Consider the following 25,889-nt stretch of genomic DNA (forward strand, 5'->3'; position numbering starts at 1 on the left):
CCTTTTACCCCCATATAATGATATTCCTGTAAGACTAATGAATTTTTTCTCTACAATAAGTAAATTTCCTGTCTGTTTACGCTAAAAATTTAATTTAAGATTTATTTTAAACAGGAAAGGCAGCATTTAAGCTGCCTTTCCCATCACTTATTATTTATCTGGGCCTGGGCCGCTGCCAACCGGGCAATGGGAACCCTATAAGGTGAGCAACTTACGTAATCAAGCCCGGTAATATGACAAAACTCTATGGAACTGGGCTCGCCACCATGCTCACCACAGATGCCTATAAGCATATTGGGTTTAACCCGGCGACTTTCTCGCACGGCTATCTCCATGAGCCTGCCCACTCCGTCACGGTCCAGTACCACGAAGGGATTTTCCTTTAGTATTTTTCTTTCCACATACTCATGTAAAAACTTGCCCTCAGCATCGTCCCTGCTGAAACCAAAGGTTGTTTGGGTAAGGTCATTGGTACCAAAGGAGAAAAAGTCGGCAATCTTGGCAATTTCCCCGGCTGTTAAAGCCGCCCTGGGGACCTCTATCATGGTACCTACCGTATATTCGAAACTAGTTCCGGTTTCTTTGGCCACCCTTTCGGCAACTTCCGTTACTACTTTTCGTAAAACTTCTAACTCATTAACATCGCCCACGAGGGGAATTTCCACTTCTGGAAACACCTTGACACCTTCTTTAACCAGCCTGGCAGTTGCCTGGAAAATAGCCCTGGCCTGCATGGCATACACTTCGGGGTAAGTTATTCCCAAGCGGCACCCCCGGTGGCCCAGCATGGGATTAAACTCGCTGAGTTGTCTTATTTGTTTGAGTAATTCCTGCTTTTCCTGCAATTTCTTGCGGTCCCCGTTGGTCAAGCGAAGCTCGGTGATTTCAACCAGCAATTCCTCTGCATTCGGCAAAAATTCGTGCAGGGGCGGGTCCAGAAGCCTTATGGTTACGGGCAGGCCCTCCATGGCCTTTAAGATTCCATAAAAGTCTTCCTCTTGCATGGGAAGAAGTTTATCAAGGGCTTCCTGGCGCTTTTCCTTTGTGTTTGCCAAAATCATTTGCTGGACTATGGGCAGACGGTCCTGGGCCATGAACATATGCTCTGTACGACAAAGCCCTATACCCTCCGCACCGAACTCTCTGGCCTTGGCAGCATCTTCAGGAGTATCAGCGTTGGCCCGGACCCCCAGTTTTCTAACTTCATCGGCCCATTCCAGGAGTTGCTTAAACTCCGGGCTGAGTTCCGGATCCAGCATGGGTACCTCACCAATAATAACCTGGCCAGTAGCACCGTCAATGGAAATCAGATCACCTTTCTTAAATATCCGGTCCCCCACGGTAAATTGTTCGGCCTCGTAGTCAATACGTATAACCTCACAGCCGCAAACACAGGGCTTACCCATCCCCCGGGCCACCACCGCAGCATGACTGGTCATACCCCCCCGGGAGGTAAGTACACCTTGGGCCGCAACAATACCATGAATATCATCAGGTGTGGTTTCAGTGCGCACCAGAATAACTTTCTGCCCCTCTTGCCCCAGCCTTTCGGCCTCATCGGCATCAAAAACAATTTGACCGCTGGCCGCGCCCGGCGAAGCCGGGAGCCCTTTGGCAATAACCTCTAGATTGGCTTCAGGATCTATACACCTGTGCAAGAGGTGATCCAGGTGAGCAGGCTCCACCCTGGTCAGCGCCTCTTCTTTGGTAATTAAACCTTCGTTAACCATATCAACTGCGATCTTCAAAGCTGCCTGGGCTGTTCTCTTGCCGGTTCTGGTTTGAAGTATGTAAAGTTTGCCACGCTCTATGGTAAATTCGATATCCTGCATATTACGGTAGTGTTTTTCCAAAAGGCGGCAAGTGTTTAGAAATTGTTCATAAACATCAGGCATTTCATCTTTCAAGGTGGCAATGGGCTGCGGTGTCCTTATGCCAGCCACCACATCTTCCCCCTGGGCATTTACCAGGTATTCACCGTACAAAACATTTTCACCTGTTGACGGGTTACGGGTGAAAGCCACTCCTGTACCGCAATCATTTCCCAGGTTCCCGAAGACCATGGCCTGAATATTTACTGCCGTACCCAGGTCATCGGGAATTTTATTTACCTTGCGGTAAACAACGGCCCTGTCAATGTTCCAGGAACTGAACACGGCGTAAATGGCCTTAAACAACTGTTCCATGGGGTCTTGGGGGAACGGTTTTTTAGTCTCCCTTTCAATTAACTTTTTATAATTTTCAATAACATCTTTCCAATCCTCAGCAGTCAATTGGTTATCAAATTGAACACCACGCTCTTCCTTTTTGACCTCCAGATAGCGCTCAAATTTAAGGTGCTCGATGCCCAGCACTACGTCCCCAAACATGCTCAGGAACCGGCGATAACAATCCAAGGCAAACCGTTCATCCCCAGAGGCCCTGGCCAATCCTTGTACTGTTTCGTCGTTTAACCCCAAGTTTAAAACTGTCTCCATCATGCCGGGCATGGATATGGGCGCCCCTGAGCGAACGCTTACCAGCAAAGGATTTTGGGGATCACCGAACTTTTTACCCGTTTCCTGTTCGAGAACCTGTAATTTTTCCCGTACCTGCTCTTCCATACCGGGCGGGAATTGCTTCCCCCGGGCATAAAACTCATTACAGGCCTCGGTGGTAATTATAAATCCGGGAGGCACCGTTAAGCCAATATTGGTCATTTCAGCCAAATTGGCTCCTTTACCGCCCAAAAGATCTTTCATATCGGCGCGACCCTCTTTAAAAAGGTATACATATTTTTTACTTGACATGTCTTTCCCCCCTGTAGTATATTTCCAACACTCTGGTTGCGGTTTCTTCCACGGCCTTGTTGCTAACATCAATTATGGAACAGCCGGCCTTTTTCATAATACTCTCGGCATACTCCAACTCTCGCAAGATACGCTCCATACTGGCATAATCTGCATTATATGTCAAACCTAGCGTTTTAAGCCTCTCCCGCCTGATTTCATTCAACAATTGGGGCCGAATGGTCAGCCCTATAAGCCTGTGAGGGGGCAGGCTAAATATCTCTTCAGGGGGTGGAACTTCCGGCACCAGCGGCACATTAGCGGCCTTTATCCTTTTATGGGCCATATACATACAAAGGGGGGTTTTGGAAGTTCGACTCACCCCGATAATTACCAGGTCAGCCTTCAATATCCCCCGGGGATCCTTTCCATCGTCATATTTAACGGCAAATTCAATAGCCTCAACCTTGCGAAAGTAATCCCTGTCCATTTTACGTACTAAGCCGGGCTCCAGTTTCGGCGGCTTGCCATGCAACTTGGTGAGAGCGTCCAGCATGGAACTCATTAAGTCCACCGTTATAATGTTATATTTTTGGGCCTCACGCTCCAGGGCTTCCTTCAATTCGGGCAATACCAATGTATAGGCAATCATACCCCGGGTTTGTTTAACCTCTTCAATGATTTCAGGGATTTCCCGCGGGTCATTTACGTAAGGGACCCGCCTTATTTCAATGCTTCCCCCGTCAAACTGACTTGCCGCCGCCCTGGCTACCAGTTCCGCCGTTTCCCCGACTGAATCGGAAAGTATATAAACAACTGGCATGGGGTTATCGCTCCCTGTGGAAATGGGAACCGCCTCCTTAATCATTGCCTTCACCCAATTCTACAAATAACCTTGTTATATTAGTTTTACTTACCCTGCCCAGTACCTCGTAACCTTTATCCCCGTTATCATTTTCAACCGCCCGGACCACGGGAACGGCATCTATTTCATGGGTTATTATTTTCTGGGCAGCAAACCACACGGAATCATCGGGGCCAACCGTAACAACATTGGGCATTCTGGTCATAATCACCCCCACGGGCAACTTATGAATATCCTGCCCGCCAAGGGTAATTTTCAATAAATCCTTACGGGAAAGTACCCCGTCTAAAAAACCTCCTTCCCTAACCACAAAAAGTGTACCCACATCCTCTATGAACATGGTAACAACGGCATCATAAACCGTACATTTTTCGGAAACGACCACTGGTACTGATTTTATTTCAGAAACCTTTATCCGGTGTAATTTATCGGCCAGTATTCGGGAAGGAGATTTACCGCTGTAAAAATAGCCCACCCGGGGTCTTGCTTCCAAAAGGCCGGACATGGTTAAAATTGCCATGTCCGGCCTTAAAGTAGCCCTAGTCAAATTAAGCTTTTCAGCAATCTGCTCACCGGTAATGGGCCCGTATTTTTTTACTATTTCCAATATCTGTTCTTGCCGTTTGGTAAGTTCCAAAACCATCGCCCCTTACAGAGCAAATATGCCATACTATTTGAGCACCTGTTATAATTAATATATATTATATGTCCATTTTTAATTCCCTTCCGCATATCATAAAAAATTTAAAGAATTATATTTACCAATTACCAAACAGCAAATTATTTATATATTATTACTTTTCATTTTCCCCTTCCACCACTATTTTACTGAAGTCGGCCACCGACCCTATAAATGCTGCAATATTTTTTAGCAAGGCCAGGCGGTTATCCCGGACCTGTGGATTTTTCACCATCACCATAACCTGTTCAAAGAACTCATCCACCGGCCCCTGCAGGCGGGCCATACTTTCCAGGGCCTGGATATAGTCCCGCGCCTTCACAAAGGGCTGCACCTCCCGGACAAGCCCCGTTAGAGCATCATATAATTTCTTTTCGGCAACGTCTTCCAGCAAATCAATTTTCACTTTAGTATCCCCAGCCTTCTTACTTAGATTAAAGGCACGGGTATAAGCGGTAAACAATGCCTCAAAGGCCGGCCTGTTCCTGAAGTCCTCCACCGCCCGGCCCCTCAAGTAGACATCAGCTATATCGTCAAATCCAGCAGCAAGTACAGCTTCAACGGTATCGTAACTAAGCCCCGTTTCCCCGAAGAGACCGCGTAAGCGCTGGCGGAAGAACTCCTGCAGGTTTTCCCACACATCCTTTTCGCTATACTGCAGTTCCACCATCTCGCTAAGCCCCTCATAGGCCCAGTGAATCATATCCTTAAGGGAAAGGCCGGGACCATATTCCAATATAATATGACATATTCCCAGTGCTTGGCGGCGTAAGGCATAGGGATCCTGGGACCCCGTAGGCTGAATCCCAATAGCGAAACAGCCCACCAAAGTATCCATTTTGTCAGCCAAACTGAGGGCTTTACCGGGCAGGGAACGGGGCAGCTCGTCGCCGGCATGGCGCGGAAGATAGTGCTCAAAAATGGCCCGGGCCACAGCCGGGTCTTCCCCCGAGCGAAGTGCATATTCTCTGCCCATAATCCCCTGCAACTCAGGAAACTCGTAAACCATATTGGTTACCAGGTCAGCCTTCGCCAGCCGGGCGGCCCGCCAGGTAACGGAAACATCTTCATCGTTCCCTCCCAGGGCCTTGATAATAAATCCCGCCAGGCGCGAAATTCGCTCCACCTTTTGGTACATTGTTCCCAGGTTTTCCTGGTAAACCACCTTTTTCAATTCTTCTACCCTGGATTCCAGGGGAATTTTCAGATCCTCCTGCCAGAAGAAGGCAGCATCTTCCAACCGGGCCTTGAGAACCCTTTCATTTCCGGCCCGCACAATATCTATGTGTTTAATACTGCCGTTACTGACGGCAATAAAGCGGGGCAAGAGCTTTCCGTCTTTATCTTGCACGGGAAAGTAACGCTGGTGCTCCCGCATAGGCGTTATAAGCACTTCTGAAGGTAATTCCAGGTAAGACGGGTCAAAACTTCCACATATAGCAGTGGGATATTCCACCAGATTGGTTACTTCATCCAGAAGTTCTTCGTCAACCAGAACTCGGCCCCCTACTTCCGCGGCCAGTTTTTCAATTTGGGAGCGTATACGCTTTTTGCGTTCCCCTGGCTCGGCAAGCACGTAAGTTTCCTCCAGCACGGCCAGGTAATCCGCCGGCCTGTTAATGGTTACGGGGCCCTTACTTAAGAACCTGTGGCCGTAAGTTATCCGGCCGGCTTTTAATCCCGCCAATTCAAAAGGAATTACTTGCTCACCGTACAACGCCACCAACCAGCGGATGGGCCGGGCAAAGCGAAACTCCAGGTTGCCCCAGCGCATAGGCTTGGGAAAATGCAAGCCGGTTATAAATTGCGGCACAATTTCAGGTAAAAGCTCGCCGGTGGCACGGCCCTCTTCCCGTTTTACGGCAAAAACGTAATCCACCGGGCCCACAGGCCTGGTGACCAGTTCATCTACGCTGACGCCTTGACTCCTGGCAAACCCTTGGGCCGCCCTGGTAGGCTTGCCGTCCTTAAAGGCCACCTTAACGGCAGGACCCTTTACCTCCTTAACCAAAGGCTTTTGTTGTTCCGCCAGGCCCCGCACAAAAAGCGCCAGGCGGCGCGGTGTACCCAGGGTGTGAATATCTTCATATTGCAACCTGTTTTCCTCCAAAACAGATGCAGCCAGGTCCTTTAATTGCTCCAGCGCGGGATTCAAAAACCTCGCCGGCATTTCTTCTACGCCGATCTCTAAAAGGAAATCCCTTGCCATCTACGCCCCCTCCTTTCTCAACAAAGGATAACCCAATTCTTCCCTCTGTTTTACATACGCCTGGGCGCAGGCCCGGGCCAAATTGCGCACCCGTCCTATGTAACTGGTTCTTTCGGTAACGCTTATAGCCCCACGGGCATCCAACAAGTTGAAGGTGTGGGAACATTTTAAGACGTAATCGTAGGCCGGAAGCACCAATCCTTTCTTTATAATGCGCAGGGCCTCTCCCTCATATATTTCAAACAGCTTAAAAAGCATGCCGGTGTCGGCCTCTTCGAAATTATAATAGGAATGTTCCACTTCACCCCGGTGGTGTACATCGCCGTAAGTTATACCCTCAACCCATTCTATATCAAACACATTATCCTTCCCCTGGATGTACATGGCCAACCTTTCCAGGCCGTAGGTAATTTCGGCGCTCACCGGACGACAGTCAATGCCGCCGCACTGCTGAAAGTAGGTAAACTGGGTTATTTCCATGCCGTCCAGCCAAACTTCCCAGCCCAATCCCCAGGCACCGAGGGTGGGGGATTCCCAATTATCTTCTACAAAGCGAATATCATGTACTTCGGGGTCAATACCAATTGCCCGCAAGCTTTCAAGGTAAATTTCCACCACATCGTCCGGTGACGGCTTCAATATCACCTGGTACTGGTAATAATGCTGAAGGCGATTGGGATTTTCTCCGTAGCGCCCGTCAGTGGGCCTGCGGGAGGGCTCTACATAAGCCACCCGCCACGGCTCCGGGCCCAGCGCGCGCAAAAAGGTGGCCGGGTTCATGGTACCTGCACCCTTTTCTATGTCATAAGGCTGCTGGATAACACATTTCTGCTTGGCCCAAAAATTGTTCAGGGCCTGTATTAAATCCTGAAAATTCAAGCTTATCCCCTCCCTCATATTAATAAATTCTCTCTCCCAGTGGCACTTCACTATCGGGCTTTAAAAGTACAACTTTTCCTTCCCTGTCATTGACACCCAAAACCAGTACCTCCGACATAAAGGGACCAATTTGACGCGGGGGAAAATTGGTGACGGCCACCACCAACCTGCCCACAAGCTCTTCCTTGGTGTACCTGTGGGTAATCTGGGCACTGGACTTCTTAATGCCAAATTTACCGAAATCAATAGTTAACTTGTAAGCAGGTTTGCGTGCCTCGGGAAAATCTTCTGCACTAATAATCCTGCCCACCCTCATCTCTACCTTTTGAAAATCATCAATAGTTATAGTCAAATCATCATCCCCCCAAACATAACTAAACCCCCCGCCCCGGCATCAAGTCAGGGACGGGAGGAATTTTCCCGCGGTTCCACCCTGTTTGGCAGTTAAACAACTGCCCACCTTAATTGGAGTGCAAGCTTTACTCATCGCAAAAAGCGACTTTCCTCTTGCAGCTCAGGAACCCCTTTCGGCCGGGCTCGTTCACCGGTTTCCACCATCCCGGCTCTCTGCAGAACTACCCCCGCCTACTCTTTCCATCATCGCCATAATATTTATTTTTGGAAACCAATTTACCAAATTTCCTTTTCAAAGTCAAATGCTATCTATAATTAACAAATATTCTTTAAATATTTTACCTGCTACTGCTCTTTACTCGAGCCGAAAAAACTGCTCACCTCTCCGTCTTCTCCCTTCCGGTCTATTTCCAGGGTATAATTCTTTGCCATGGCCGCCGCGCCCCCCAAAATACCCAGCAAGGCCAGCTCGCTGCTGGCCATGGCAGCGAGAAGTCCCACTACACCAACGGTAGCCGGCACCTCAAAAACCGTTTGGCCCCCTTTCTTTACTTTAATCTTCGTCTTTTGCCCTCGTTTTAAAAGGGCCCTCAAACGGTTTATAACCTCTTCACTTTTTCCGTACAACCTTTCACTGAATTGCTTATTACCCTCTTCTAAATTAATCAAAGCCTGCACCACATCTCCATCTGCCTCATCCAGCGCCTTTTTGGCCTCCCTGTAACTTACCCTGGTTCTGGCTCTAATTATATCAATCTTTTCTAATTCGCTGCTCACAAGGTACTCCTCCTTTCCGGTTTACGTATTCTCCACTTAACCTTATTTAGCCCGTGAAGACAAATTTTTATACACTTTTACTTGTAATGGTATGATTGCAATTGCTCAAGAAATTGCATGGAATTGAATTTTTTATCCAGGTGGTAGCTTATATAATCATGTAACAATCCCTTAAGGTGTTGTCTTACGCCAGAAGATACTTTTATCCGCTCCAATTTTACGAGGTTCCAGGTTAATAGCAGCCGCAAAACTTCAACGGTACTACGGGGATATTTTTTTACCCCCGGAATTATATCCATGCACCGGCTACAAACCGCTCCCCCCGCACTGCTGCTAAAACCTACAGCCCCTGAATTAATTCGGGCCCCACAGCCAACACATTGCTCCAGTTGGGGTCTTAAGCCTGAAACATCCATCAACCTTACTTCGAATGCCCTGGTAAACAATTCAATATCGGCACCATTCCGGGACAACAACTGTAAAGTGGCCAAAAGCAAAAGGAACAGTTCCTTGTTTACCTCGCCTTCCATAGTGGATGCATCAACAAGTTCGGCTATATAGCTGGCATATGAAAATTTATCCAAGTCGGCCCGCAGGCCGGGAAAAGCATTGATTTCCTCACACTGTCTGACGGAATCCAGCTCCCTTCCCCTGTAAATAAGAAAGGAAGAATAACAAAAGGGCTGTACCGCCCCCCTCTTTCGGCTGGAAGGCTTATCTACACCATGGGCTACAACCCTTAGTTTTCCTTGCTGGCGGGAAAAAAGTGTTAATAACCGGTGAGCATCCCGCATTTCCCGGGAACTTAAAACTACAGCCTCCACTTTATATAATTTCATTGGGAATACCCCTTTTTGCTTTTATGTTATACTTTTATTATACATTTCCTTTGGGTCCGATTGATGTCAAATTTAATAAAACTACCATAACGGAGGTAATTATGAGTGTAATAGTCGCCATCACCGGCGCCACCGGTTCTACTTATGGAATAACTTTATTGGAAGAGCTTAAGCGATTAAATATTGAAACCCACCTTATTTTAAGCCGGTGGGCCGAAGAGAACATCCTTATGGAAACGGATTATACCCCCCAGCAGGTGCGCAAACTGGCAACCAACAACTATCATGATGAAGAAATGTCAGCCCCTATTGCCAGCGGCTCGTTCCTGTGCCGGGGCATGGTAGTGGCACCCTGCAGCATGAAAACCCTGGCTGCCATAGCCACGGGACTTGCCGATAACCTGGTGGCCCGGTCAGCGGACGTATGCATTAAGGAAGGACGAAAGCTTATCTTAATGCCCCGGGAAACTCCGCTGAGCCCCATTCACCTGGAAAACATGCTGAAGCTCTCCCGCCTGGGGGTTACCATCATGCCCCCGGTGCCCTCTTTTTACCAGCACCCCAAAACCATTACCGACCTGGTAAAGCAAACGGTAGGGAGAGTGCTGGATTTGCTGGGGATTGAAAACCACCTGGTCAAGCGGTGGGGCATTTAAAAAATTAGGCAGGTTAGATAGTAAATATGAAACAAGGAGGAGAGTCTACTGGGTAGGAACAAGATTTTGTACTATATTTCGAGTCTTTGCTTGGGGTTAGGTTTTGTATCATTGACAAGCCCATTATTTCTATGGTGGTTTATACACGGTGATTCTGAAAGATATATATGGATAATCAATGGTCCCTATCCTTTTAGTCATTTTGGAGGCGGGCCATTCCAAATGATAATGGGATTATCGTTGTTACTTATAGGGTGTACATTTATTGGGATTTCAACTGCAATCAGCAAGATAAACTCGCGAAAATAATTACATGTCACATTATCTATAAACTACGTAGCATGAGTAACGGAATACTTTACGTATAAACAGAGAGAGAACCTTAATGTTTCAAGGTTCTCTCTTCTTTATAATTTTATATAATCTCCCGCTTTCACTTTAATAATATTACGCTGGCCAGGAAAAAGTAAATCAACATACTTGTTACATCCATCAAAGTTGTAATAAACGGTCCCGACGCCAGGGCCGGGTCAATACCCATTTTATGGATAATAAGGGGAATGAAACTTCCCAGGATAGTTGCCACTATCATACTCAAGGCCAGGGATAACCCGAGCACCAACCCCAATTGGGGAGATTGCTGCCAAAGATAACCTATTATAGACAGTACTACTCCGCAAACTACCCCCACAAAAAGACCTACCCGAACCTCCTTGAAAATTACGGGCAAGACCCCCCGGGAACCGAGTTCGCCGGTGGCCAGTCCCCGTACAACCACGGCCAGCGACTGCGTAGCCACATTTCCGGGGCCCCCGGCCATTACCGTAATAAAAAAAGCTAAAGCGGCCACCTGCTCCAGAGCAGAGGAAAAATGGGATATAACATTACCCGCCAGCAGGGAGCCAAAAAGAAGAACGACCAGCCAGGGCAAACGCCTGATTGCCCTTTGAAAAGCACTCACATCAAATTCCTGCCCTTCGCTGTCCATACTGGCGGTCATCAACATAATATCCTCAGTAGCTTCCTCTTCAAGAACATCAAGCACATCGTCTACCGTTACAATCCCCAGCAATTCCCCATTATCATTAACAACAGGGATGGCAAGGAAGTCGTACTTTGCCACCTGGCGGGCAACTTCTTCCTGGTCGGTACGAACATGCACGCTAATGACATTTGTTCTCATAACATTTTCAATTAAGGAGTTAGGAGGAGCCAGTATAAGCTCCCTGAGGGAAATAATTCCTACCAGCTGATTATTGTTATTCACTACATAAATATAATAAATGGTCTCAGCATCCGGCGCTATTTCCCGGAGAATCTCAATGGCCTCCCCTGCGGTAATATTCTTGGGAACAGCCACGTACTCGGTAGTCATGATGCCGCCGGCAGTTTCCTTGCCGTATTTTAATAATTCCCTGACGCTTTTGGCATCGCTTGCATCCATAAAGCCCAGGAGCATTCGCTGCTTATCCTCGGGCAATTCCCCTACCAGGTCAACGGCGTCATCGGTAAACATTTGGGCGAAGATTTCGGCAGTACGCTGCCTCCCCAGCCCTTCCAAAAGCTGGGGAACCACTTCCCTGTCCAATTCCATCAATACCCCAGCCGCTTTATTGCTGTCCATCACCCGCAGAACCTTAACCCCCTGGGCCAGGTTTACGGATTTCATTACTTCTGCAATATCGGCAGCATGGAACCGTTTAAGACATTCCCGCAGCCTTTCGGTGGATACTTCATTAAGACACGATTCTATAGCCTGACATACGCGGTCCACATCCTTATGGGACATCGGGTCCACCTCCTCATCCAGGGCGGCCCGGTACCAAAAAAAGGAAGGTGGTAACCTGGGCAACCCATGTAATATTTAACTTACCCCGCCTACTGGGATCCGGGTCCACGCTACCACCTCCTAAAGTAAACAAGGCCCTCTCCGGGGCCACAACTTAAAAAGGCTAGCCACACCACCTTTTTGCCATTGAACCACACTTAAATTTATCAACTTTTACTACCTCTGTCAAGAAATTATTCCTTTTCCACGTAACCAAAAGTTCTAAGTAATCCTTCCCTGTTTCTCCAATCTTTCTTGACCTTGACCCATAAATCCAGGTATATGCGGGAACCAAGAAGTTGCTCTATTTCTTCCCGGGCCATCTGCCCTATCTGTTTTAACATTCTGCCACCCTTACCGATAAGGATAGCCTTTTGAGAATCTCTTTCTATATATATGGTGGCATTTACCACCACCAAGTTCTCCGAACGCTTCTTAACTTCATCTACTACCACGGCCACGGAATGAGGTACTTCCTGGCTGGTCAAATGCAGTACTTTTTCCCTGATTATCTCTGCCATTATAAAGCGCTCTGGCTTATCGGTAACCATATCATCCGGGTAATACTTCGGCCCTTCAGGTAGATGTTCAATTACCTTCTCTATCAATATATTCACATTCTCCCCCGTAAGGGCCGAAACCGATATAATTTCCGTAAAATTAAATTCCCGCTTAAAGGCACCGATAACCGGCTCCAGCTCACCCTTTTGCACCAAGTCTATTTTATTTACAACTAAAAATATAGGACCGCCCAGCTTTTTTAAAAGCTTAAGAATATACTTATCCCCTGCACCGGGGAGAAATGGTTCTACCATGAATAATACCACGTCCACTTCCTTTAGAGCTCCAAGGGCCACATCCACCAGGTGCTCCCCAAGCTTGTGCTTGGGCTTATGTATCCCGGGAGTGTCCAGAAAAACTATTTGAGCATCCTCCCTGGTTAGCACCAGGTGAATTTTATGCCTTGTGGTTTGCGGCTTGTCAGACATTATGGCTACCTTTTGTCCCACAACCTTGTTGAGCAGCGTAGACTTGCCTACGTTAGTTCGGCCGATTATAGAGACAAAACCTGACTTAAATTTCACCGTTTACCCCCACCCCCTACTTCCCTTCCATATCCAGTTCAAAGGCAGCCGGCAATAGTTCGTCCACCGTCATTACCTTGTATTCTCCTTCGTTATTAGCCATGTAAACCTTTATATCCCTGCCGAACTCCAGCAAAACCTGGCGGCAGGCACCACAGGGACTGCAATAATCCCGGGTATCTGCAAATATGGCAATTGCTTTAAATTCCCGCTCACCTTCGGAAACAGCCTTAAAAAGAGCCACCCGCTCGGCACATACTGTTAAGCCGTAGGAAGAATTCTCTACGTTACACCCGGTATAAATCTTTCCCCCTGCCGTTATGAGGGCAGCCCCAACTTGGAAGCGAGAATACGGAGCGTATGCATTTTCCCGGACCTTTCTGGCATAATCTATAAGTCTCTTTATATCTTTTTCAACTTCCATAAAAGTGACCCCTTTTCTTCTCAGGTGCAGCATGAAATCTTATTTAAATATGTGCTTTCCGAATACAAAAAACGCTACCACCAGGGAATGCAGGGCGGCCATCAGCACCGCCCCGGCCGCCACATCCTTGGCAGCCCGGGCCAGAGAATGATATTCCGGGCTTACAAGGTCAACCATTGCTTCTACAGCAGTATTTAAAAGTTCCGTTACCAGTACTAAAAAAATGGCCAGGATCACCCAAAGTAATTCCAACCTACTAATACCTATTACCCATGCCAGCACCAAGACCGCTGCAGCAGCTAAACAGTGAATACGCATGTTCAACTGTGTTTTTAAGGCGTAAAGAATCCCCCTGACAGCACATTTAAATCCCACGATTTTGCTGGATTTTGCCATGACACACCTACCTTAAAAGATTCACCCGCCTCATTACCGCCTCTTCCCTTTCCCGCATGGATTTTTTGTCCGCCTCGTTCTCGTGATCGTAACCTAAAAGGTGCAATACCCCGTGAACCGTCAAATAGGCCACTTCACGGTCAAAGCCGTGCCCGTATTCCACCGCCTGGCGGCGGGCAGTTTCCAGGGATATTACAACATCGCCAAGCACCGGCTCAGCCTCCCCGCCCGGCATGGAAGGACCTTCTCGCATGGCAAAACTCAGTACGTCAGTGGGGCTGTCTACCTGGCGGTATTTCCTGTTCAATTCATGAATCCCACTGTCGTCCATAAAGACCAGGCTGACTTCGGCCTCTTTATCACAGCCTTCTTCTTCCAGTATAATGTTTACCACATCAGTCACAAGTTTTACCAGTTCATCAGTTACCGGTACCTTTTCCTGCAGATTGTTTACGAGCACCGCCACGCTTGAATTTTCCCCTTTCCATTTCCGAAAAATCCGGGTATTCGATTCGGGAATGGAAAATTCCCGATAAAACTTTAAGGAAGGAGTTAGCAATGATGTCCAAATCCTTTAGGGTTAAGTCGCTTTCATCCAGTTGACCGTCCAATAATTTATCTTTGATAATCTTCCGAACCGTCCCCTCAACTCTTCCCGGGGTACGGTTTTGCATGGAACGCACCGCCGCTTCCACGGAATCGGCCAGCATCACCAGGGCAGCTTCTTTACTTTGGGGCTTGGGCCCATCATAACGGAAATCATCTTCGGAAATGTTTTCGCTACGCCCATTTTCCATAGCCTTGTGGTAAAAAAAACTGCACAGGCTTGTACCATGGTGTTGCTCAATTATGTTAATAACCTTCTGTGGCAATTTAGCCTCTCTGGCCATTTCCACACCGTCTTTAACGTGAGAAGTAAGAATAAGGGTACTTAAACTGGGGGCAATTTTTTCATGGGGGTTTTCAGAAGCCATTTGGTTTTCTATAAAGAAATAAGGTCTTTTAAGCTTTCCAATATCATGGTAATATGCCCCCACCCGTACCAGGAGCGGTTCTCCCCCAACCTCCTCGGCAGCCGATTCCGCCAAGTTACCCACCAAAATACTGTGATGATAAGTGCCCGGAGCCTCGGTAAGTAAACGCCGTAAAAGTGAATTGCTGGGGTGGGAAAGCTCAAGCAGCCTGACGGATGAGGTAATGGAAAAGGTACTTTCCAGGTAAGGCAGTGCCCCATTGGTTAATATGGAGGACAGTATGCCATTAGTTATCCCCATGGCCAGGCTGGAGGTTATCACAAGGCCCATTGGTGTATTGGATACCAACCCCATGGTAAATATAGCTAACACATTGGCTGCACTGACATAAACTCCGGCACGGGCCATGTCACCCCGCTGGCTTAATTTACTCACACCATAAACCCCGGTAATGCCTCCAATCAAACCAACCAGGGCAAACCTGATTTGCCCGCCCGTCATAACTCCTATAAGAAAGCTCATTACCGCCACAACCAGCACAGCCAGCCGTGAATCCAGCAGGATGGCAATAAGCATACCTGCCGCAGCCAAGGGCACCATATAGGCAAACAATGCACCAAATTGCGGCCATTGGGTCACGTTGATGGCCATAATAGCCTTACCTACACCCAGTACGCCAACTACTATCAATCCCAATAAATAAAGGTGCCCTGCATTTTGGTAAATTTCCTTGTTCTGCTGGTATAGATAGAACAAAACCACAACCATCAACAGGGCTACCAGCAGCGCGGTCCCGGCAATAGACTTTATCGGCAGGGACGGCCCTGTTAACCCCAGGGCCTCTAACTTGGCCATATGCTCCTCAGTAACTATTTCCCCTTCTCCAATTATTTTTTCCCCTTCTTTGATCGTAACCATCACCGGAGAAACAGATTCCATGGCCGTTTTTTGTAAAAGCTCTGTTTTTTCTTTATCAAAAAACTTATTCGGGCGAATAAATTTACGGACCAGACCCTCTGCCAGGCTTGCATAAGAAGGCGGCAAACCCAGGTGCTTTATCTGCCCAACCAATGTTTCCACAATTTGCCCTTGATTTTCAAAGGTAATCCCTTGCTCCATGGCCTGAGCTACCAGGCCGTTTACCCCCGATTCCACTCGCTCCAAATCCTGAGGGGAATTGTGAACAAGATCCTTGAGTACATTTTCAGGCAGCGGGAATTCTATAACCTCTTTAAGCTGCTTTAGTTTTTCTTCTTGGCTCAGCGATTGGTTCTTCTGTATACCCCCAATCGCCGATAAAACGGAAGAAATATCCTTCTGCACGGCCACACTTACCTGGGGGTCCACCTTATATTGTTTTTCAATGGCTTCTTTAGCCTGTTCTCTGGCTTCACTGGTTTTTACTTCATCTTCAAAAACAATACTGCGAGGGGCAAAAACATCGATGGGCGAGACTTGCCCCACCTGCAGGTTTACTTTCTGGGGAACGTAATCCACGGATATTATCAAGGTAAGCAAGGTAAAAAAAAGCACCGCAGCGATGCCCCTGCGCACCCTGCGTTTCTGCGCCAGGGAGGAAATTAATTCAAGGAATCTCTCCCCGACCCGCTTAAGGGAAAACATTATTTCACTCCTCTTTGGTGACGTCTGTCCTGCCATGGGAGTCGTATGCCCTGATAATTTTTTGTACCAGGGGGTGTCTGACCACATCCTCTTCGGTAAATTCGTGGAAGAATATACCTGTAATATTTCTCAAAACCTGCCGGGCATTTACTAACCCCGAAACTTGTCCCTTTGGTAAGTCTATTTGGGTAATATCACCAGTGATAACGGCCTTTGAACCAAAGCCTATGCGGGTCAAAAACATCTTCATTTGTTCAGGCGTTGTATTTTGAGCCTCGTCAAGAATAATAAAAGCATCATCCAGGGTACGACCCCTCATATACGCTAAAGGTGCAATCTCTATAATATTCCGTTCCAGATATTTTTGAGTGCTATCAATACCCAATACATCATATAAACTATCATAAAGTGGACGAAGATAAGGGTCTACCTTTTCTTGTAAATCACCGGGCAAAAATCCAAGCTTTTCTCCGGCCTCCACCGCGGGGCGGGTAAGAATTAACCTTTTAACTTTTTTGTTTTTTAAAGCTTTAATGGCCATTACCACTGCCAGGTAAGTTTTCCCGGTCCCTGCCGGCCCGATGCCAAAAACTATATCATGCTTGCGGATTGCCTCAATATATTTTTGCTGCCCGAAAGTCTTTGGCTTAATCTGTTTCCCTCCGGGGGTAACCAGGGTAATATCCCGAACTAAAGACGACAGGGCATTGCTCATCCCAGCCTTTACAGCCTTTATCGTATAATTAATTTCGTGAAGTGTCAGGTGGTTTCCGGCCCGGTAAAACTCTTGTAGTTGTTTTAATACTCTCTGGGCCTGGCGTACTTGCTCCGGTGGACCCAGAATGACCAGTTCCTCACCCCGTACCACCACCCTCACACCTAATGTTTTTTCAATAAGGGAAAGGTTTTCATCATGTCTGCCGAATATTTCGGCGGCAGCCCCTATATCATCCAAAGTAACTCTGGTTTCCGTATAGTCCGTCAATACTGCCAGCCCCTCCTTAGGGTTTAAATGGCTCCTCAATGCCGATTTCCTCCAAGGTTTCTATTAAAACTTTCATTCTCACCATGTTCTCCCTGTGGCCAACCTTTATTTCTTCAACCTTCCGGCCAATAATCTTAGCATTGCCAGAAAGCTTACTCTTTGCTTCGGAAATAGCCATTTCCACGGCCTTTTTCCGGGCTTCATTATAACTCCTTTTTTCCTTGAAAGACTCAAGCTCGAAATATCGTTCCGTATTGACTTCTACGGGAAGGTTAATATTCCTCCATGTGGGTAATCTTTTAGTAACAACATCTTTATCAAATTTATTAAATGGTATTTTTTTGGGCCCTGCTAGAATTATTTCCTTGTCTCCTATTTTCATGCAAACCCTGGAAATTTCATTTCCAGTTCGGCGAACCCCTGTTTCTACCAACTCAACTTCACCGTAACCTTCGTACCAAACCCTGGCATGAACAATGCCCCGGGCGTGAACATAGCGGGGTTGTTCTTCCCGGGGCCGTCCTTTAGCCGTTCCTTCCTGTTTCCCGGTTTCTTCATTAACTTCAGGCGGCGGAATTTCCCCGGAAATTAGTATCTGCCCCTTTTTAACCGTCTGACCTTCCTCCACCACCGGGTGACCTTTAAGAACCAATATTTCTTTTATTAAACCTGCTTTCACAGCCACAATATGGGTAGGGTTATCGTCCCCGCCCTCCGGGGGCAATGTTTTTTCTGCAATTTCTACCACTGCCCTTGTCCCCTTAATATGCACACCTACCCAGAATACCTTCGGCAATCTGTCCTGAATAGCCTTCTCCACTTTAAAAATATCCAAATTCCTTTTTAAAACACCTGGGAATAGACCGGCTTGACGTGCCACCTTTAATACCTCCGCATCTGTTACGGTTGTATTGCCGGTTACTTCTACGAACCAAATAAAAGAAGATAGCATGTACAGTAAAGCCAGAAACAAAACCGCCCCCACGGCCATGGTTTTACGCCGGCGAATTCTGGAAATAAAAAAGGGAAATCCGTAACGGCCTTCAATGGAGAACCGGCACCCCGTTTCACGGGCTATATGCCGTAGCGGGCGCAAACCACTTAAACGTATGCTGGCCATAATCCTGTCCTGGCTTATCCACTTTATATTCCAAAGCCAAATGCCCCTGCTGGATGCCATATTTATCAGTCGCTCGGGGGCTGCACCGCGAATTACCACCGTGACATAGCCGATTAAAAAGGAAATGATTCTAAATAAAGTCATCCATTTACCTCCTTACTCTAAAAATATAATGCTTTTTATCTGCCCCTCCACGCACATCTCATCAGGCAGGATGTTACGTAACTGAAGTCCTTTCCCGGCTATTTCAATTTCCCCCTCTCCCACTGCCACGCGCACCAGCTCAGGGGTATACTCTGTAATTCCCCGGTGGTTTTCCAAAAAAACCTGCATGTTTCCCACCAAAATAATTTTGGGCAAGTCTAACATTACATCACCAGGAATTTCCAATATCTCGGAAAACTGTTGCTTAACTTTCTTTTTTACATCGCGCCAGGCCATAAAAAAACCCCTCCTTAACCATAAATCTATGCGGCTAGGAGAGGAAAGATTACTCAGTACTGGCTAATAATGGTTTGTTCCATATAACCCCAAAAAGAAAACAATAATCTAAAAAAATTTATTAATATAGTATTTTTGATAAAATTATTTTATGAGCTTTATAAAGGAATGAATAAAGAATAATAGAAATATGTAAACATTTATAATTTATATTTAAAAACCTAAAAGGAACGATAGAGCATGACTGAACCAAAACATAGGTTAACTCAAATGACCAGGAGTTCCGGGTGAGCGGCCAAATTAGGGCCCCTGGCCCTGTCGCAGGTACTGCGACAGCTACCGAAACTTGAACACCCCAACCTCCTGGTGGGGCTGGAAACTTCAGATGATGCAGCGGTTTATAAGCTTAATGAATCCACTGCCATCATCAACACCGTTGACTTTTTCACCCCTGTGGTAGACGACCCGTACCTGTTCGGGCAAATTGCAGCAGCAAACTCATTGAGCGATATTTACGCCATGGGCGGGCAGCCCTTGCTTGCCCTGAATATAGTATGTTACCCTAATTGCCTCCCCCCGGAAATGCTTTCGGAAATTCTCCGGGGAGGTGCCGACAAAGTAATGGAGGCCGGGGCAATCATAGCTGGCGGCCATACCGTTGAAGATGACGAGCCCAAGTACGGCCTCGCAGTAACGGGACTGGTACATCCAGAGAACATAACTACCAATTCCTCGGCCCGGGAAGGAGACCTTCTGGTATTAACCAAACCCCTGGGTACCGGAATTATCAGCACCGCAGTTAAAGGCGGGCTGGCCCCTAAAGAGATAGCAGAGAAAGCAGTGGAAGTAATGAGAGAACTCAATAAAAAAGCAGCCGGGGTTATGACCGCGGTTGGTGCCAGTGCCTGTACTGATGTAACCGGCTTCGGCCTTTTGGGACACGGGGCGGAAATGGCCGAGGCCAGCGGGGTAAGTCTGGAAATATGGGCTGAGACAATTCCCCTGCTGCCAAATACCATGGACATGGCCGCCATGGGCATGATTCCTGCAGGCGCCTACCGCAATCAAGATTACCTCAAAGACAAAATAAACTTCTACGGTAAAATAAGTTCAGAAATGCAATTAATCCTTTGTGACCCGCAAACCTCCGGGGGGCTCCTCATTTCCGTACCGGAAGCAAAATTGGAGGAACTAATGCAGGGCATGGATGACGCCGGGGTGTCCCAGGCATCTGTAATGGGCAAAGTGACTAAGCGAGGGCGCTATTTGATTAATGTGGTGTAAAATAGGAGGTATTAATCGTGGTAAAAGAAGTAGACTGCCGGGGGCTGAATTGCCCGCAGCCGGTAATAAACACTAAAAAGGCCCTGGATGAAATTGAAAGCGGACAAGTAGTGGTCATAGTGGACAACCCCGTGGCCCGCCAAAATGTAACCCGCTTTGCCAGGAATGCCGGCCACCGGGTGGAAGATAAAGAAGAAAACGGAAATTTTTATATTACCATTACCAAGGGGGAAACTGAAACAAAGCAACCGGAACAGGAACAGCCGCAGCCGGTATCGGCGGCAAAACCAATCTACTTTATTACCACCAACTGCCTGGGGCAGGGTTCACCGGATTTGGGGACGGTATTAATGAAAAGCTTGATGAAGACCCTGGCAGAAAGCGAGCCCTTTCCCGAAGCCCTGATATTTTTAAATACCGGGGTGTATCTAGTTTGCGAGGGGGCGGAAGTATTGCCATACCTCCAAAAACTTTCGGAAGCAGGTACCCAAATCCTAGCTTGCGGCACCTGCCTGGATTACTACCGGCTACGGGAAAAACTGGCCGTAGGTACCATTTCCAACATGTATGAAATTAACAGCAAAATCACCGGCCCCAATAAAGTTATAACCATTGCCTGATTGTCCGCCTTTTCCTGCCGCCCCGGTTATTTAAAACCTCACCCATAATAATTGATGCAGCGAGGGCGTTCCGGCTGTTTATTAGCTTTTGCAGGGGAATAGCCCCGCCTTTTTGATAACTTAAAAAACAGGGACCAGGGTCCCCGCCCCCCCTTTTCACGCCCGGCCCGCCTCCGGCTTCCGCAACGGCATCCCGCTCATAAGGTTCCGTTGTTTTGCTGCTCTCCGGGGTCCCACCCGCAAATACCTGATTCGGAACAGCAGATTCATTTTTCCGCTCCTCCCAGGAAATACCGGGTATTTGTTCTTTTTCCGCAGCAGTACCCCCGGGTTTCCTGTTCCAGAGCCCGGGTAAAGGATCGTCGGGGCCCGGCAATTCCACCGGCTTTTCCCGGTGATTCCACGGCCCGGGCAGGGGAACATCTTCGCCGGGAATCTCGGTTCGCGGAAACTGTGGACGCGGGCCGGGAAACCGGGTGCTCTTTCCTGCCCTTGCCATTATTTTTTGAATAATGAAAATGAATATTAAAATCCAAATTAGCGTTTTCATGGCTTAACACTTCCACTAATCTGTTTCAAATTTTTGCCCGTAACCAGCATCATCAGTTCCCTGCCCGACTTTAGATATGTTTTCACGCATCTTTGTGTCGGCCATCAGGTTTTGCAGATTGTAATAATCCATGACTCCCATTTTGCCCTGCCGCAATGCGTCCGCCAGGGCCCTCGGCACTTCAGCCTCCGCCTCCACAACTTTTGCCCGCATTTCTTCCACATAGGCCTTCATTTCCTGCTCCCTGGCCACTGCCATGGCCCGCCTTTCCTCAGCCTTGGCCTGGGCTATGCGCTTATCCGCCTCCGCCTGGTCGGTTTGCAAGATAGCCCCGATGTTGCGCCCTACATCCACATCCGCAATATCAATAGAGAGAATTTCGAATGCCGTCCCGGCATCAAGACCCTTTTCCAGCACGGTATGAGAAATGGAATCCGGATTTTCCAGAACATCCTTATGGCTGGCAGAGGAACCCACGCTGGTAACAATACCTTCGCCCACCCGGGCAAGGATGGTGTCCTCCCCGGCGCCGCCCACCAGGCGGTCAATATTGGCCCTGACGGTAACCCTGGCCATAACTTTTACCTCTATGCCGTCCTTGGCCACCGCCGACACCCAGGGAGTCTGGACAACTTTAGGATTAACACTCATTTGCACCGCTTCCAATACATCCCTGCCGGCCAAATCAATGGCGGCCGCCCTTTCAAAAGGCAGGGAAATGTCGGCCCGCTCGGCAGCAATCAGGGCATCCACCACCCGGTCAACATTACCGCCGGCAAGATAGTGAGCCTCCAATTGGTTAACCGTTACCATTAACCCGGCTTTATCCGCCTTGATCAGCGGGTTAACAATTTTAGCCGGCGGTACCCGGCGCAACCGCATACCTATAAGGGTTATGATTCCGATTTTTACCCCCGCAGCCAGAGCGGAAATCCATAATCCCACCGGTATGAAGCTAAGGATGACAACCACTGCAATAATTATAAAAAAAACTACCAATAAAAAGGAAACAAGTCCAATACTCAAGAGAATAACCTCCTTAAATTTCTTTGCCTATCCTACGGACCACTACCCGGCCGCCTTCCACGCCAATTACCTTTACCTTTACACCCCTGGGTATATATTCTCCCTCGGAAACAACATCCAGCCTAATGTTTCCCACTTCAATGGTCCCCGACGGGCGCAAGGGGGTAAGAACCGTACCGGTATGACCAACGTAACGGGCCAGATCCGTTTTAGGAGCCAGATATCCTTCCTCCTTATACTGCCGGCTTCCGAGGGAAAGCCGCTGCCACAATTTTAATTTACTCGCCCCCCTTACACCCATAAAAAAAAGTATAATGGTAACTAAAAGGGCTATAACCACGGCCTGCATCGCCCGGGTAACATCTACAACCAGCAGAAAAACGCCCCACCCCAGGAGAAGCAATCCTGTCACACCGGCAATGCCAAAGCCGGGGCTGATAAATATTTCCAGTGCCAATCCCATTATACCCAGTATAAAAAATAATACCGCCAGCCAGGGTAATAGATCAGAAGCCATCACAACTCCCCCACAGGTAAATTTAAAATGCTCGACACCCGCAAAAGCAGGGGCCGAGCATAACAGACAAAGCTGCTTCGCTGCTTCCGGCGAGGAAGGGCAAAAGGCTGGTCAGTAAAAGAGCTATCCTTCACCGAAATGTATAATAAAAACGGGCAACTACCGTTTTCTGCGTTTTCTAGCTGCCTCGGACTTTTTCTTCCTCCTTACACTCGGCTTTTCATAATGTTCATGCCTGCGAGCTTCTGCCAGAATGCCGGACTTCTGGCAGGTACGTTTAAAGCGCCGGAGGGCACTGTCCAGTGTTTCGTTCTTGCCAACCCTGACAACCGCCATTGCGTTATCCCCCCCTCCGCCGGCAAATAAAACCAACCCCACATAAACTTTGAACACATCCTTCACTTACTATAATATGTTTCCAAAACCCGCCTCAATGCCACGGTTAAAACCCCGGCGGCTAAAAGCGGTTCAACTCTTGCTAATCAACCCGGTGGCCACTTAAAGGGCCTTCCGGCCAAAAGATGGTAATGAACATGAAATACCAGCTGGCCGGCATCTTCGTTACAGTTAGATACGAGACGGAAGCCACTTTCCAGTCCCATTTCCCGGGCCACGCTGGCTATCGCCCGGTGAAGGTCACCCATTAACTGCCCGTTTTCCTCGTCCATATCAAATAAAGTAGGAATGTGCTTTTTGGGAATAAATAACAGGTGGGTAGGAGCTGCCGGGTTAATATCCTTAAAGGCCATTACATTTTCGTCTTCGTATACTATATCTGCTGGAATTTCCTTTTTTACTATTTTACAAAAAATACAATCTTGCACCCTTGCCACCTCCCCCCATAAAAAATGGGCAGACCAGCCTTACTCCTGAAAGTTTATTCAACATAAAACGAATAAATCCTTCCTCCTCCCGGCATTTAAACTATTTTTCCAAGTAAATAATCCTCCCGAACTTTTTCTCCCTTAACATCCACCAGCTTTCCACGCAGTTCAGGTTCAGCCGGGAAAACCATTTTTATATAATTGTCCGTAAGGCCCTCATATAAATTATTACTTTTATCCCATAATTGTTCAACCAGAACCGTCATTTTTTTGCCTACACAGTTGGATATAAATTTTCGGCGCAGTTCTTTGCCCAATTTTATTAGAGCCTTACTTCTACGCTCTTTTTCCCCGGCAGGAACCTGATCCTCAAAAGAAGCTGCCGCCGTACCCCGGCGGGGAGAATATTTAAAGACATGGAGGTTGGAAAAACCTATTTCTTTAACAAAATTAAAGGTGTTTTTAAATTGCCTTTCTGTTTCTCCGGGAAATCCTACCATAACATCGGTAGTAATGGCAACACCGGGCATTTTTTCTCTTATTCTATCTATAAGATTTCGATAGTGCCTGGTATCATATCTTCTTCTCATTCGCCTTAACACCTGGTCGTCCCCGCTCTGCAAGGGGAGATGCAAGTGCCTGCAAACAAGGGGAGACGAAGCCAGAACATCAATCAGTTCAAAATCAACGTCTTGAGGCTCCAACGAACTTAAACGAAGCCGGTATAACCCCTCCAAGCGGGAAATCTCCCGCACCAAAACAGCCAGGTTCAGTTCCCCGGGAATATCTTTCCCGTATGCACCGGTATGAATACCTGTCAACACAATCTCTTTATAACCGCAATCCAAAAGGCGCCTGGCCTCCGCCAGGACACTTTCCAGGCTGCGGCTGCGTAACGGCCCCCGGGCGTAGGGAATGATACAATAGGCACAGTAATTATCGCAACCCTCCTGAATTTTTAAAAAACCACGAACACGGTTCTGTTCCAGGGCAGGCGGTAATTCCTCAAATCCGGTAGCGGCCATTACATCCGTTACCGCATTAATCGGGCCCCCGTTTCCGGCGGCTTCCTCCACCAGTTCCACAATCCTTGACCTGTCTCTGGTGCCCACTACGAGATTAACGCCGGGAATTTCCAATACCTTTCCTGGAGAAGTTTGGGCATAACAGCCCGTAACCACCACCAAGGCATCCGGATTGGTTCGCTTTGCCCTGCGTATAAGCTGCCTGGACTTGCGGTCCCCTATGTGAGTAACGGTACATGTATTGATGACATAAATATCGGCAGCATCGTCAAAATTTACAACTTCATAGCCCTTTTCTTTGAACAGTCGCTTAATAGCAGATGACTCGTATTGGTTAACCTTGCACCCCAACGTGCTGAACGCCACTTTCTTTTTTTCCATTTTGTGCACCACCAAGGTCTCCCCATTCATAAAGTACCAGGGAAAGGGCAGCCAGCCCCGCGGTTTCAGTACGTAGAATACGCGGGCCCAAAGTTACCGGTACAACCCCTTTCCTATAGGCCTGCTCAAACTCTTCCGGGTGAATCCCACCCTCGGGACCTATAAAAATATAAATCTCCGGGGGGGCAGCCAATTTCCTCAATACGTCCCGCATTTTTTGCTCGCTTTCACCTTCATAAGGCATTAAAGCCACAGCTCCGTTAGGAATATCCTCCAGGGCCTCCCACCAGGTCATGGGAGTTACAACACGGGGTACTACAGCACGGCCACACTGCTTGGCGGCTTCAACGGCTATGCGCTGCCAGCGGTCCCGCCTTTCAGCCGCCTTCCTGGGTGAGAGTTTTACCACGGAGTATTTGCATATTACAGGAATTATTGAAGTCACTCCCAGCTCGGTTCCCTTTTGAACCACCAGGTCCATCTTTTCACCCTTAGAAAGGCCCTGCACTAAAGTAACCCGCACCGGAGGTTCTCCCCCGGCCTGTCCCTCTTCCAAAATCTCGCACCTTACCTTATCCCTGGAGACACTTTCAATTCGGACCTCGTATACCTTACCATCCCCATCTAATACAGTAATTATATCCCCGGGGCCCATTCGCAATACCCGGGTTATATGGCGAACATCCGGCCCCGAGATAGTAATACGCCCGGATTTTATCTGTTCGGGAGACACAAAAAAACGCGCCATAAAACCGGCCCT

At 47.8% G+C, this 25,889-nt stretch carries 27 protein-coding genes and 1 other annotated feature; of the genes, 3 read left to right on the top strand and 24 right to left on the bottom strand.

What is annotated here, in order from left to right; genetic code table 11:
- Positions 1-143 precede the first annotated feature (143 nt).
- The 8 genes from ppdK to recO form a co-directional block, all read right to left on the bottom strand.
- On the bottom strand, positions 144-2,789 hold the full coding sequence (gene ppdK, locus ACX4JR_RS12260) for a pyruvate, phosphate dikinase (protein WP_476058322.1): 2,646 nt from the start codon (positions 2,787-2,789) through the stop codon (positions 144-146).
- Positions 2,779-3,591, bottom strand: a complete 813-nt coding sequence (locus tag ACX4JR_RS12265; RefSeq protein ID WP_476058323.1) for a pyruvate, water dikinase regulatory protein — start codon at positions 3,589-3,591, stop codon at positions 2,779-2,781. The genes ppdK and ACX4JR_RS12265 overlap by 11 nt, the downstream gene beginning before the upstream one ends.
- Before the next feature lie 37 nt (positions 3,592-3,628).
- Positions 3,629-4,270, bottom strand: coding sequence for a transcriptional regulator CcpN (gene ccpN / locus ACX4JR_RS12270; RefSeq protein WP_476060554.1), 642 nt, complete (start codon positions 4,268-4,270; stop codon positions 3,629-3,631).
- A gap of 157 nt (positions 4,271-4,427) precedes the next feature.
- The gene (glyS, locus tag ACX4JR_RS12275) at positions 4,428-6,521 is read right to left on the bottom strand and encodes a glycine--tRNA ligase subunit beta (protein ID WP_476058324.1); all 2,094 of its coding nucleotides are present in this window, start codon (positions 6,519-6,521) and stop codon (positions 4,428-4,430) included.
- Positions 6,522-7,400, bottom strand: a complete 879-nt coding sequence (glyQ, locus tag ACX4JR_RS12280; protein WP_476058325.1) for a glycine--tRNA ligase subunit alpha — start codon at positions 7,398-7,400, stop codon at positions 6,522-6,524.
- Between the two features lie 19 nt (positions 7,401-7,419).
- Positions 7,420-7,752: a tRNA-binding protein gene (locus ACX4JR_RS12285; protein WP_476058326.1), complete on the bottom strand. Its 333-nt coding sequence runs from the start codon at positions 7,750-7,752 to the stop codon at positions 7,420-7,422.
- 46 nt (positions 7,753-7,798) lie between these two features.
- Positions 7,799-8,010 (bottom strand) — a binding site (T-box leader).
- 89 nt (positions 8,011-8,099) lie between these two features.
- Positions 8,100-8,531, bottom strand: coding sequence for a DUF4342 domain-containing protein (locus tag ACX4JR_RS12290; protein WP_476058327.1), 432 nt, complete (start codon positions 8,529-8,531; stop codon positions 8,100-8,102).
- Between the two features lie 77 nt (positions 8,532-8,608).
- Positions 8,609-9,370, bottom strand: a complete 762-nt coding sequence (gene recO, locus ACX4JR_RS12295; protein ID WP_476058328.1) for a DNA repair protein RecO — start codon at positions 9,368-9,370, stop codon at positions 8,609-8,611.
- A gap of 101 nt (positions 9,371-9,471) precedes the next feature.
- Here recO and ACX4JR_RS12300 point away from each other — a divergent pair, with 101 nt between their 5' ends.
- Positions 9,472-10,026: a UbiX family flavin prenyltransferase gene (locus tag ACX4JR_RS12300; protein ID WP_476058329.1), complete on the top strand. Its 555-nt coding sequence runs from the start codon at positions 9,472-9,474 to the stop codon at positions 10,024-10,026.
- A 433-nt stretch (positions 10,027-10,459) separates the two neighbouring features.
- Here ACX4JR_RS12300 and mgtE read toward each other — a convergent pair whose 3' ends face one another.
- From mgtE to yqfC, 9 genes are all read right to left on the bottom strand, one after another.
- Positions 10,460-11,815, bottom strand: coding sequence for a magnesium transporter (mgtE, locus tag ACX4JR_RS12305; RefSeq protein ID WP_476058330.1), 1,356 nt, complete (start codon positions 11,813-11,815; stop codon positions 10,460-10,462).
- 233 nt (positions 11,816-12,048) lie between these two features.
- A complete protein-coding gene (gene era, locus ACX4JR_RS12310; RefSeq protein WP_476058331.1) occupies positions 12,049-12,939 on the bottom strand; it encodes a GTPase Era in 891 nt (296 codons plus the stop codon).
- 16 nt (positions 12,940-12,955) lie between these two features.
- Positions 12,956-13,363, bottom strand: a complete 408-nt coding sequence (gene cdd / locus ACX4JR_RS12315) for a cytidine deaminase (protein ID WP_476058332.1) — start codon at positions 13,361-13,363, stop codon at positions 12,956-12,958.
- Positions 13,364-13,402: 39 nt separating this feature from the next.
- Entirely contained in the window at positions 13,403-13,759 is a 357-nt protein-coding gene (locus ACX4JR_RS12320; protein WP_476058333.1) for a diacylglycerol kinase family protein, read from the bottom strand.
- A 7-nt stretch (positions 13,760-13,766) separates the two neighbouring features.
- Entirely contained in the window at positions 13,767-14,225 is a 459-nt protein-coding gene (gene ybeY, locus ACX4JR_RS12325; protein ID WP_476058334.1) for an rRNA maturation RNase YbeY, read from the bottom strand.
- The gene (locus ACX4JR_RS12330) at positions 14,179-16,356 is read right to left on the bottom strand and encodes an HD family phosphohydrolase (RefSeq protein WP_476058335.1); all 2,178 of its coding nucleotides are present in this window, start codon (positions 16,354-16,356) and stop codon (positions 14,179-14,181) included. Before ACX4JR_RS12330 ends, ybeY begins: the two co-directional genes overlap by 47 nt.
- A gap of 4 nt (positions 16,357-16,360) precedes the next feature.
- On the bottom strand, positions 16,361-17,341 hold the full coding sequence (locus tag ACX4JR_RS12335) for a PhoH family protein (protein ID WP_476058336.1): 981 nt from the start codon (positions 17,339-17,341) through the stop codon (positions 16,361-16,363).
- 16 nt (positions 17,342-17,357) lie between these two features.
- A complete protein-coding gene (gene yqfD, locus ACX4JR_RS12340) occupies positions 17,358-18,605 on the bottom strand; it encodes a sporulation protein YqfD (RefSeq protein ID WP_476058337.1) in 1,248 nt (415 codons plus the stop codon).
- A 12-nt stretch (positions 18,606-18,617) separates the two neighbouring features.
- Positions 18,618-18,902, bottom strand: coding sequence for a sporulation protein YqfC (gene yqfC, locus ACX4JR_RS12345; protein ID WP_476058338.1), 285 nt, complete (start codon positions 18,900-18,902; stop codon positions 18,618-18,620).
- 240 nt (positions 18,903-19,142) lie between these two features.
- On the opposite strand from yqfC, the gene selD reads away from it, so the two are divergent.
- Entirely contained in the window at positions 19,143-20,186 is a 1,044-nt protein-coding gene (selD, locus tag ACX4JR_RS12350) for a selenide, water dikinase SelD (RefSeq protein ID WP_476058339.1), read from the top strand.
- 17 nt (positions 20,187-20,203) lie between these two features.
- Entirely contained in the window at positions 20,204-20,806 is a 603-nt protein-coding gene (gene yedF / locus ACX4JR_RS12355; RefSeq protein ID WP_476058340.1) for a sulfurtransferase-like selenium metabolism protein YedF, read from the top strand.
- Here yedF and ACX4JR_RS12360 read toward each other — a convergent pair.
- The 7 genes from ACX4JR_RS12360 to ACX4JR_RS12390 form a co-directional block, all read right to left on the bottom strand.
- Positions 20,790-21,356, bottom strand: coding sequence for a hypothetical protein (locus ACX4JR_RS12360; protein ID WP_476058341.1), 567 nt, complete (start codon positions 21,354-21,356; stop codon positions 20,790-20,792). The genes yedF and ACX4JR_RS12360 overlap by 17 nt on opposite strands.
- 15 nt (positions 21,357-21,371) lie before the next feature.
- Positions 21,372-22,382: a flotillin-like protein FloA gene (floA, locus tag ACX4JR_RS12365; protein WP_476058342.1), complete on the bottom strand. Its 1,011-nt coding sequence runs from the start codon at positions 22,380-22,382 to the stop codon at positions 21,372-21,374.
- A 13-nt stretch (positions 22,383-22,395) separates the two neighbouring features.
- Entirely contained in the window at positions 22,396-22,899 is a 504-nt protein-coding gene (locus ACX4JR_RS12370) for an NfeD family protein (protein WP_476058343.1), read from the bottom strand.
- A 159-nt stretch (positions 22,900-23,058) separates the two neighbouring features.
- The gene (gene rpsU, locus ACX4JR_RS12375) at positions 23,059-23,235 is read right to left on the bottom strand and encodes a 30S ribosomal protein S21 (protein ID WP_476058344.1); all 177 of its coding nucleotides are present in this window, start codon (positions 23,233-23,235) and stop codon (positions 23,059-23,061) included.
- A 146-nt stretch (positions 23,236-23,381) separates the two neighbouring features.
- Entirely contained in the window at positions 23,382-23,723 is a 342-nt protein-coding gene (locus ACX4JR_RS12380; RefSeq protein WP_476058345.1) for a histidine triad nucleotide-binding protein, read from the bottom strand.
- Between the two features lie 95 nt (positions 23,724-23,818).
- On the bottom strand, positions 23,819-25,129 hold the full coding sequence (gene mtaB, locus ACX4JR_RS12385; protein WP_476058346.1) for a tRNA (N(6)-L-threonylcarbamoyladenosine(37)-C(2))-methylthiotransferase MtaB: 1,311 nt from the start codon (positions 25,127-25,129) through the stop codon (positions 23,819-23,821).
- Complete coding sequence (locus ACX4JR_RS12390; protein ID WP_476058347.1) at positions 25,083-25,877, bottom strand: 16S rRNA (uracil(1498)-N(3))-methyltransferase; 795 nt, start codon at positions 25,875-25,877, stop codon at positions 25,083-25,085. The genes mtaB and ACX4JR_RS12390 overlap by 47 nt, the downstream gene beginning before the upstream one ends.
- Between the last annotated feature and the right edge of the window lie 12 nt (positions 25,878-25,889).

Source organism: Desulfofundulus sp. JL263-se, from assembly GCF_056316025.1.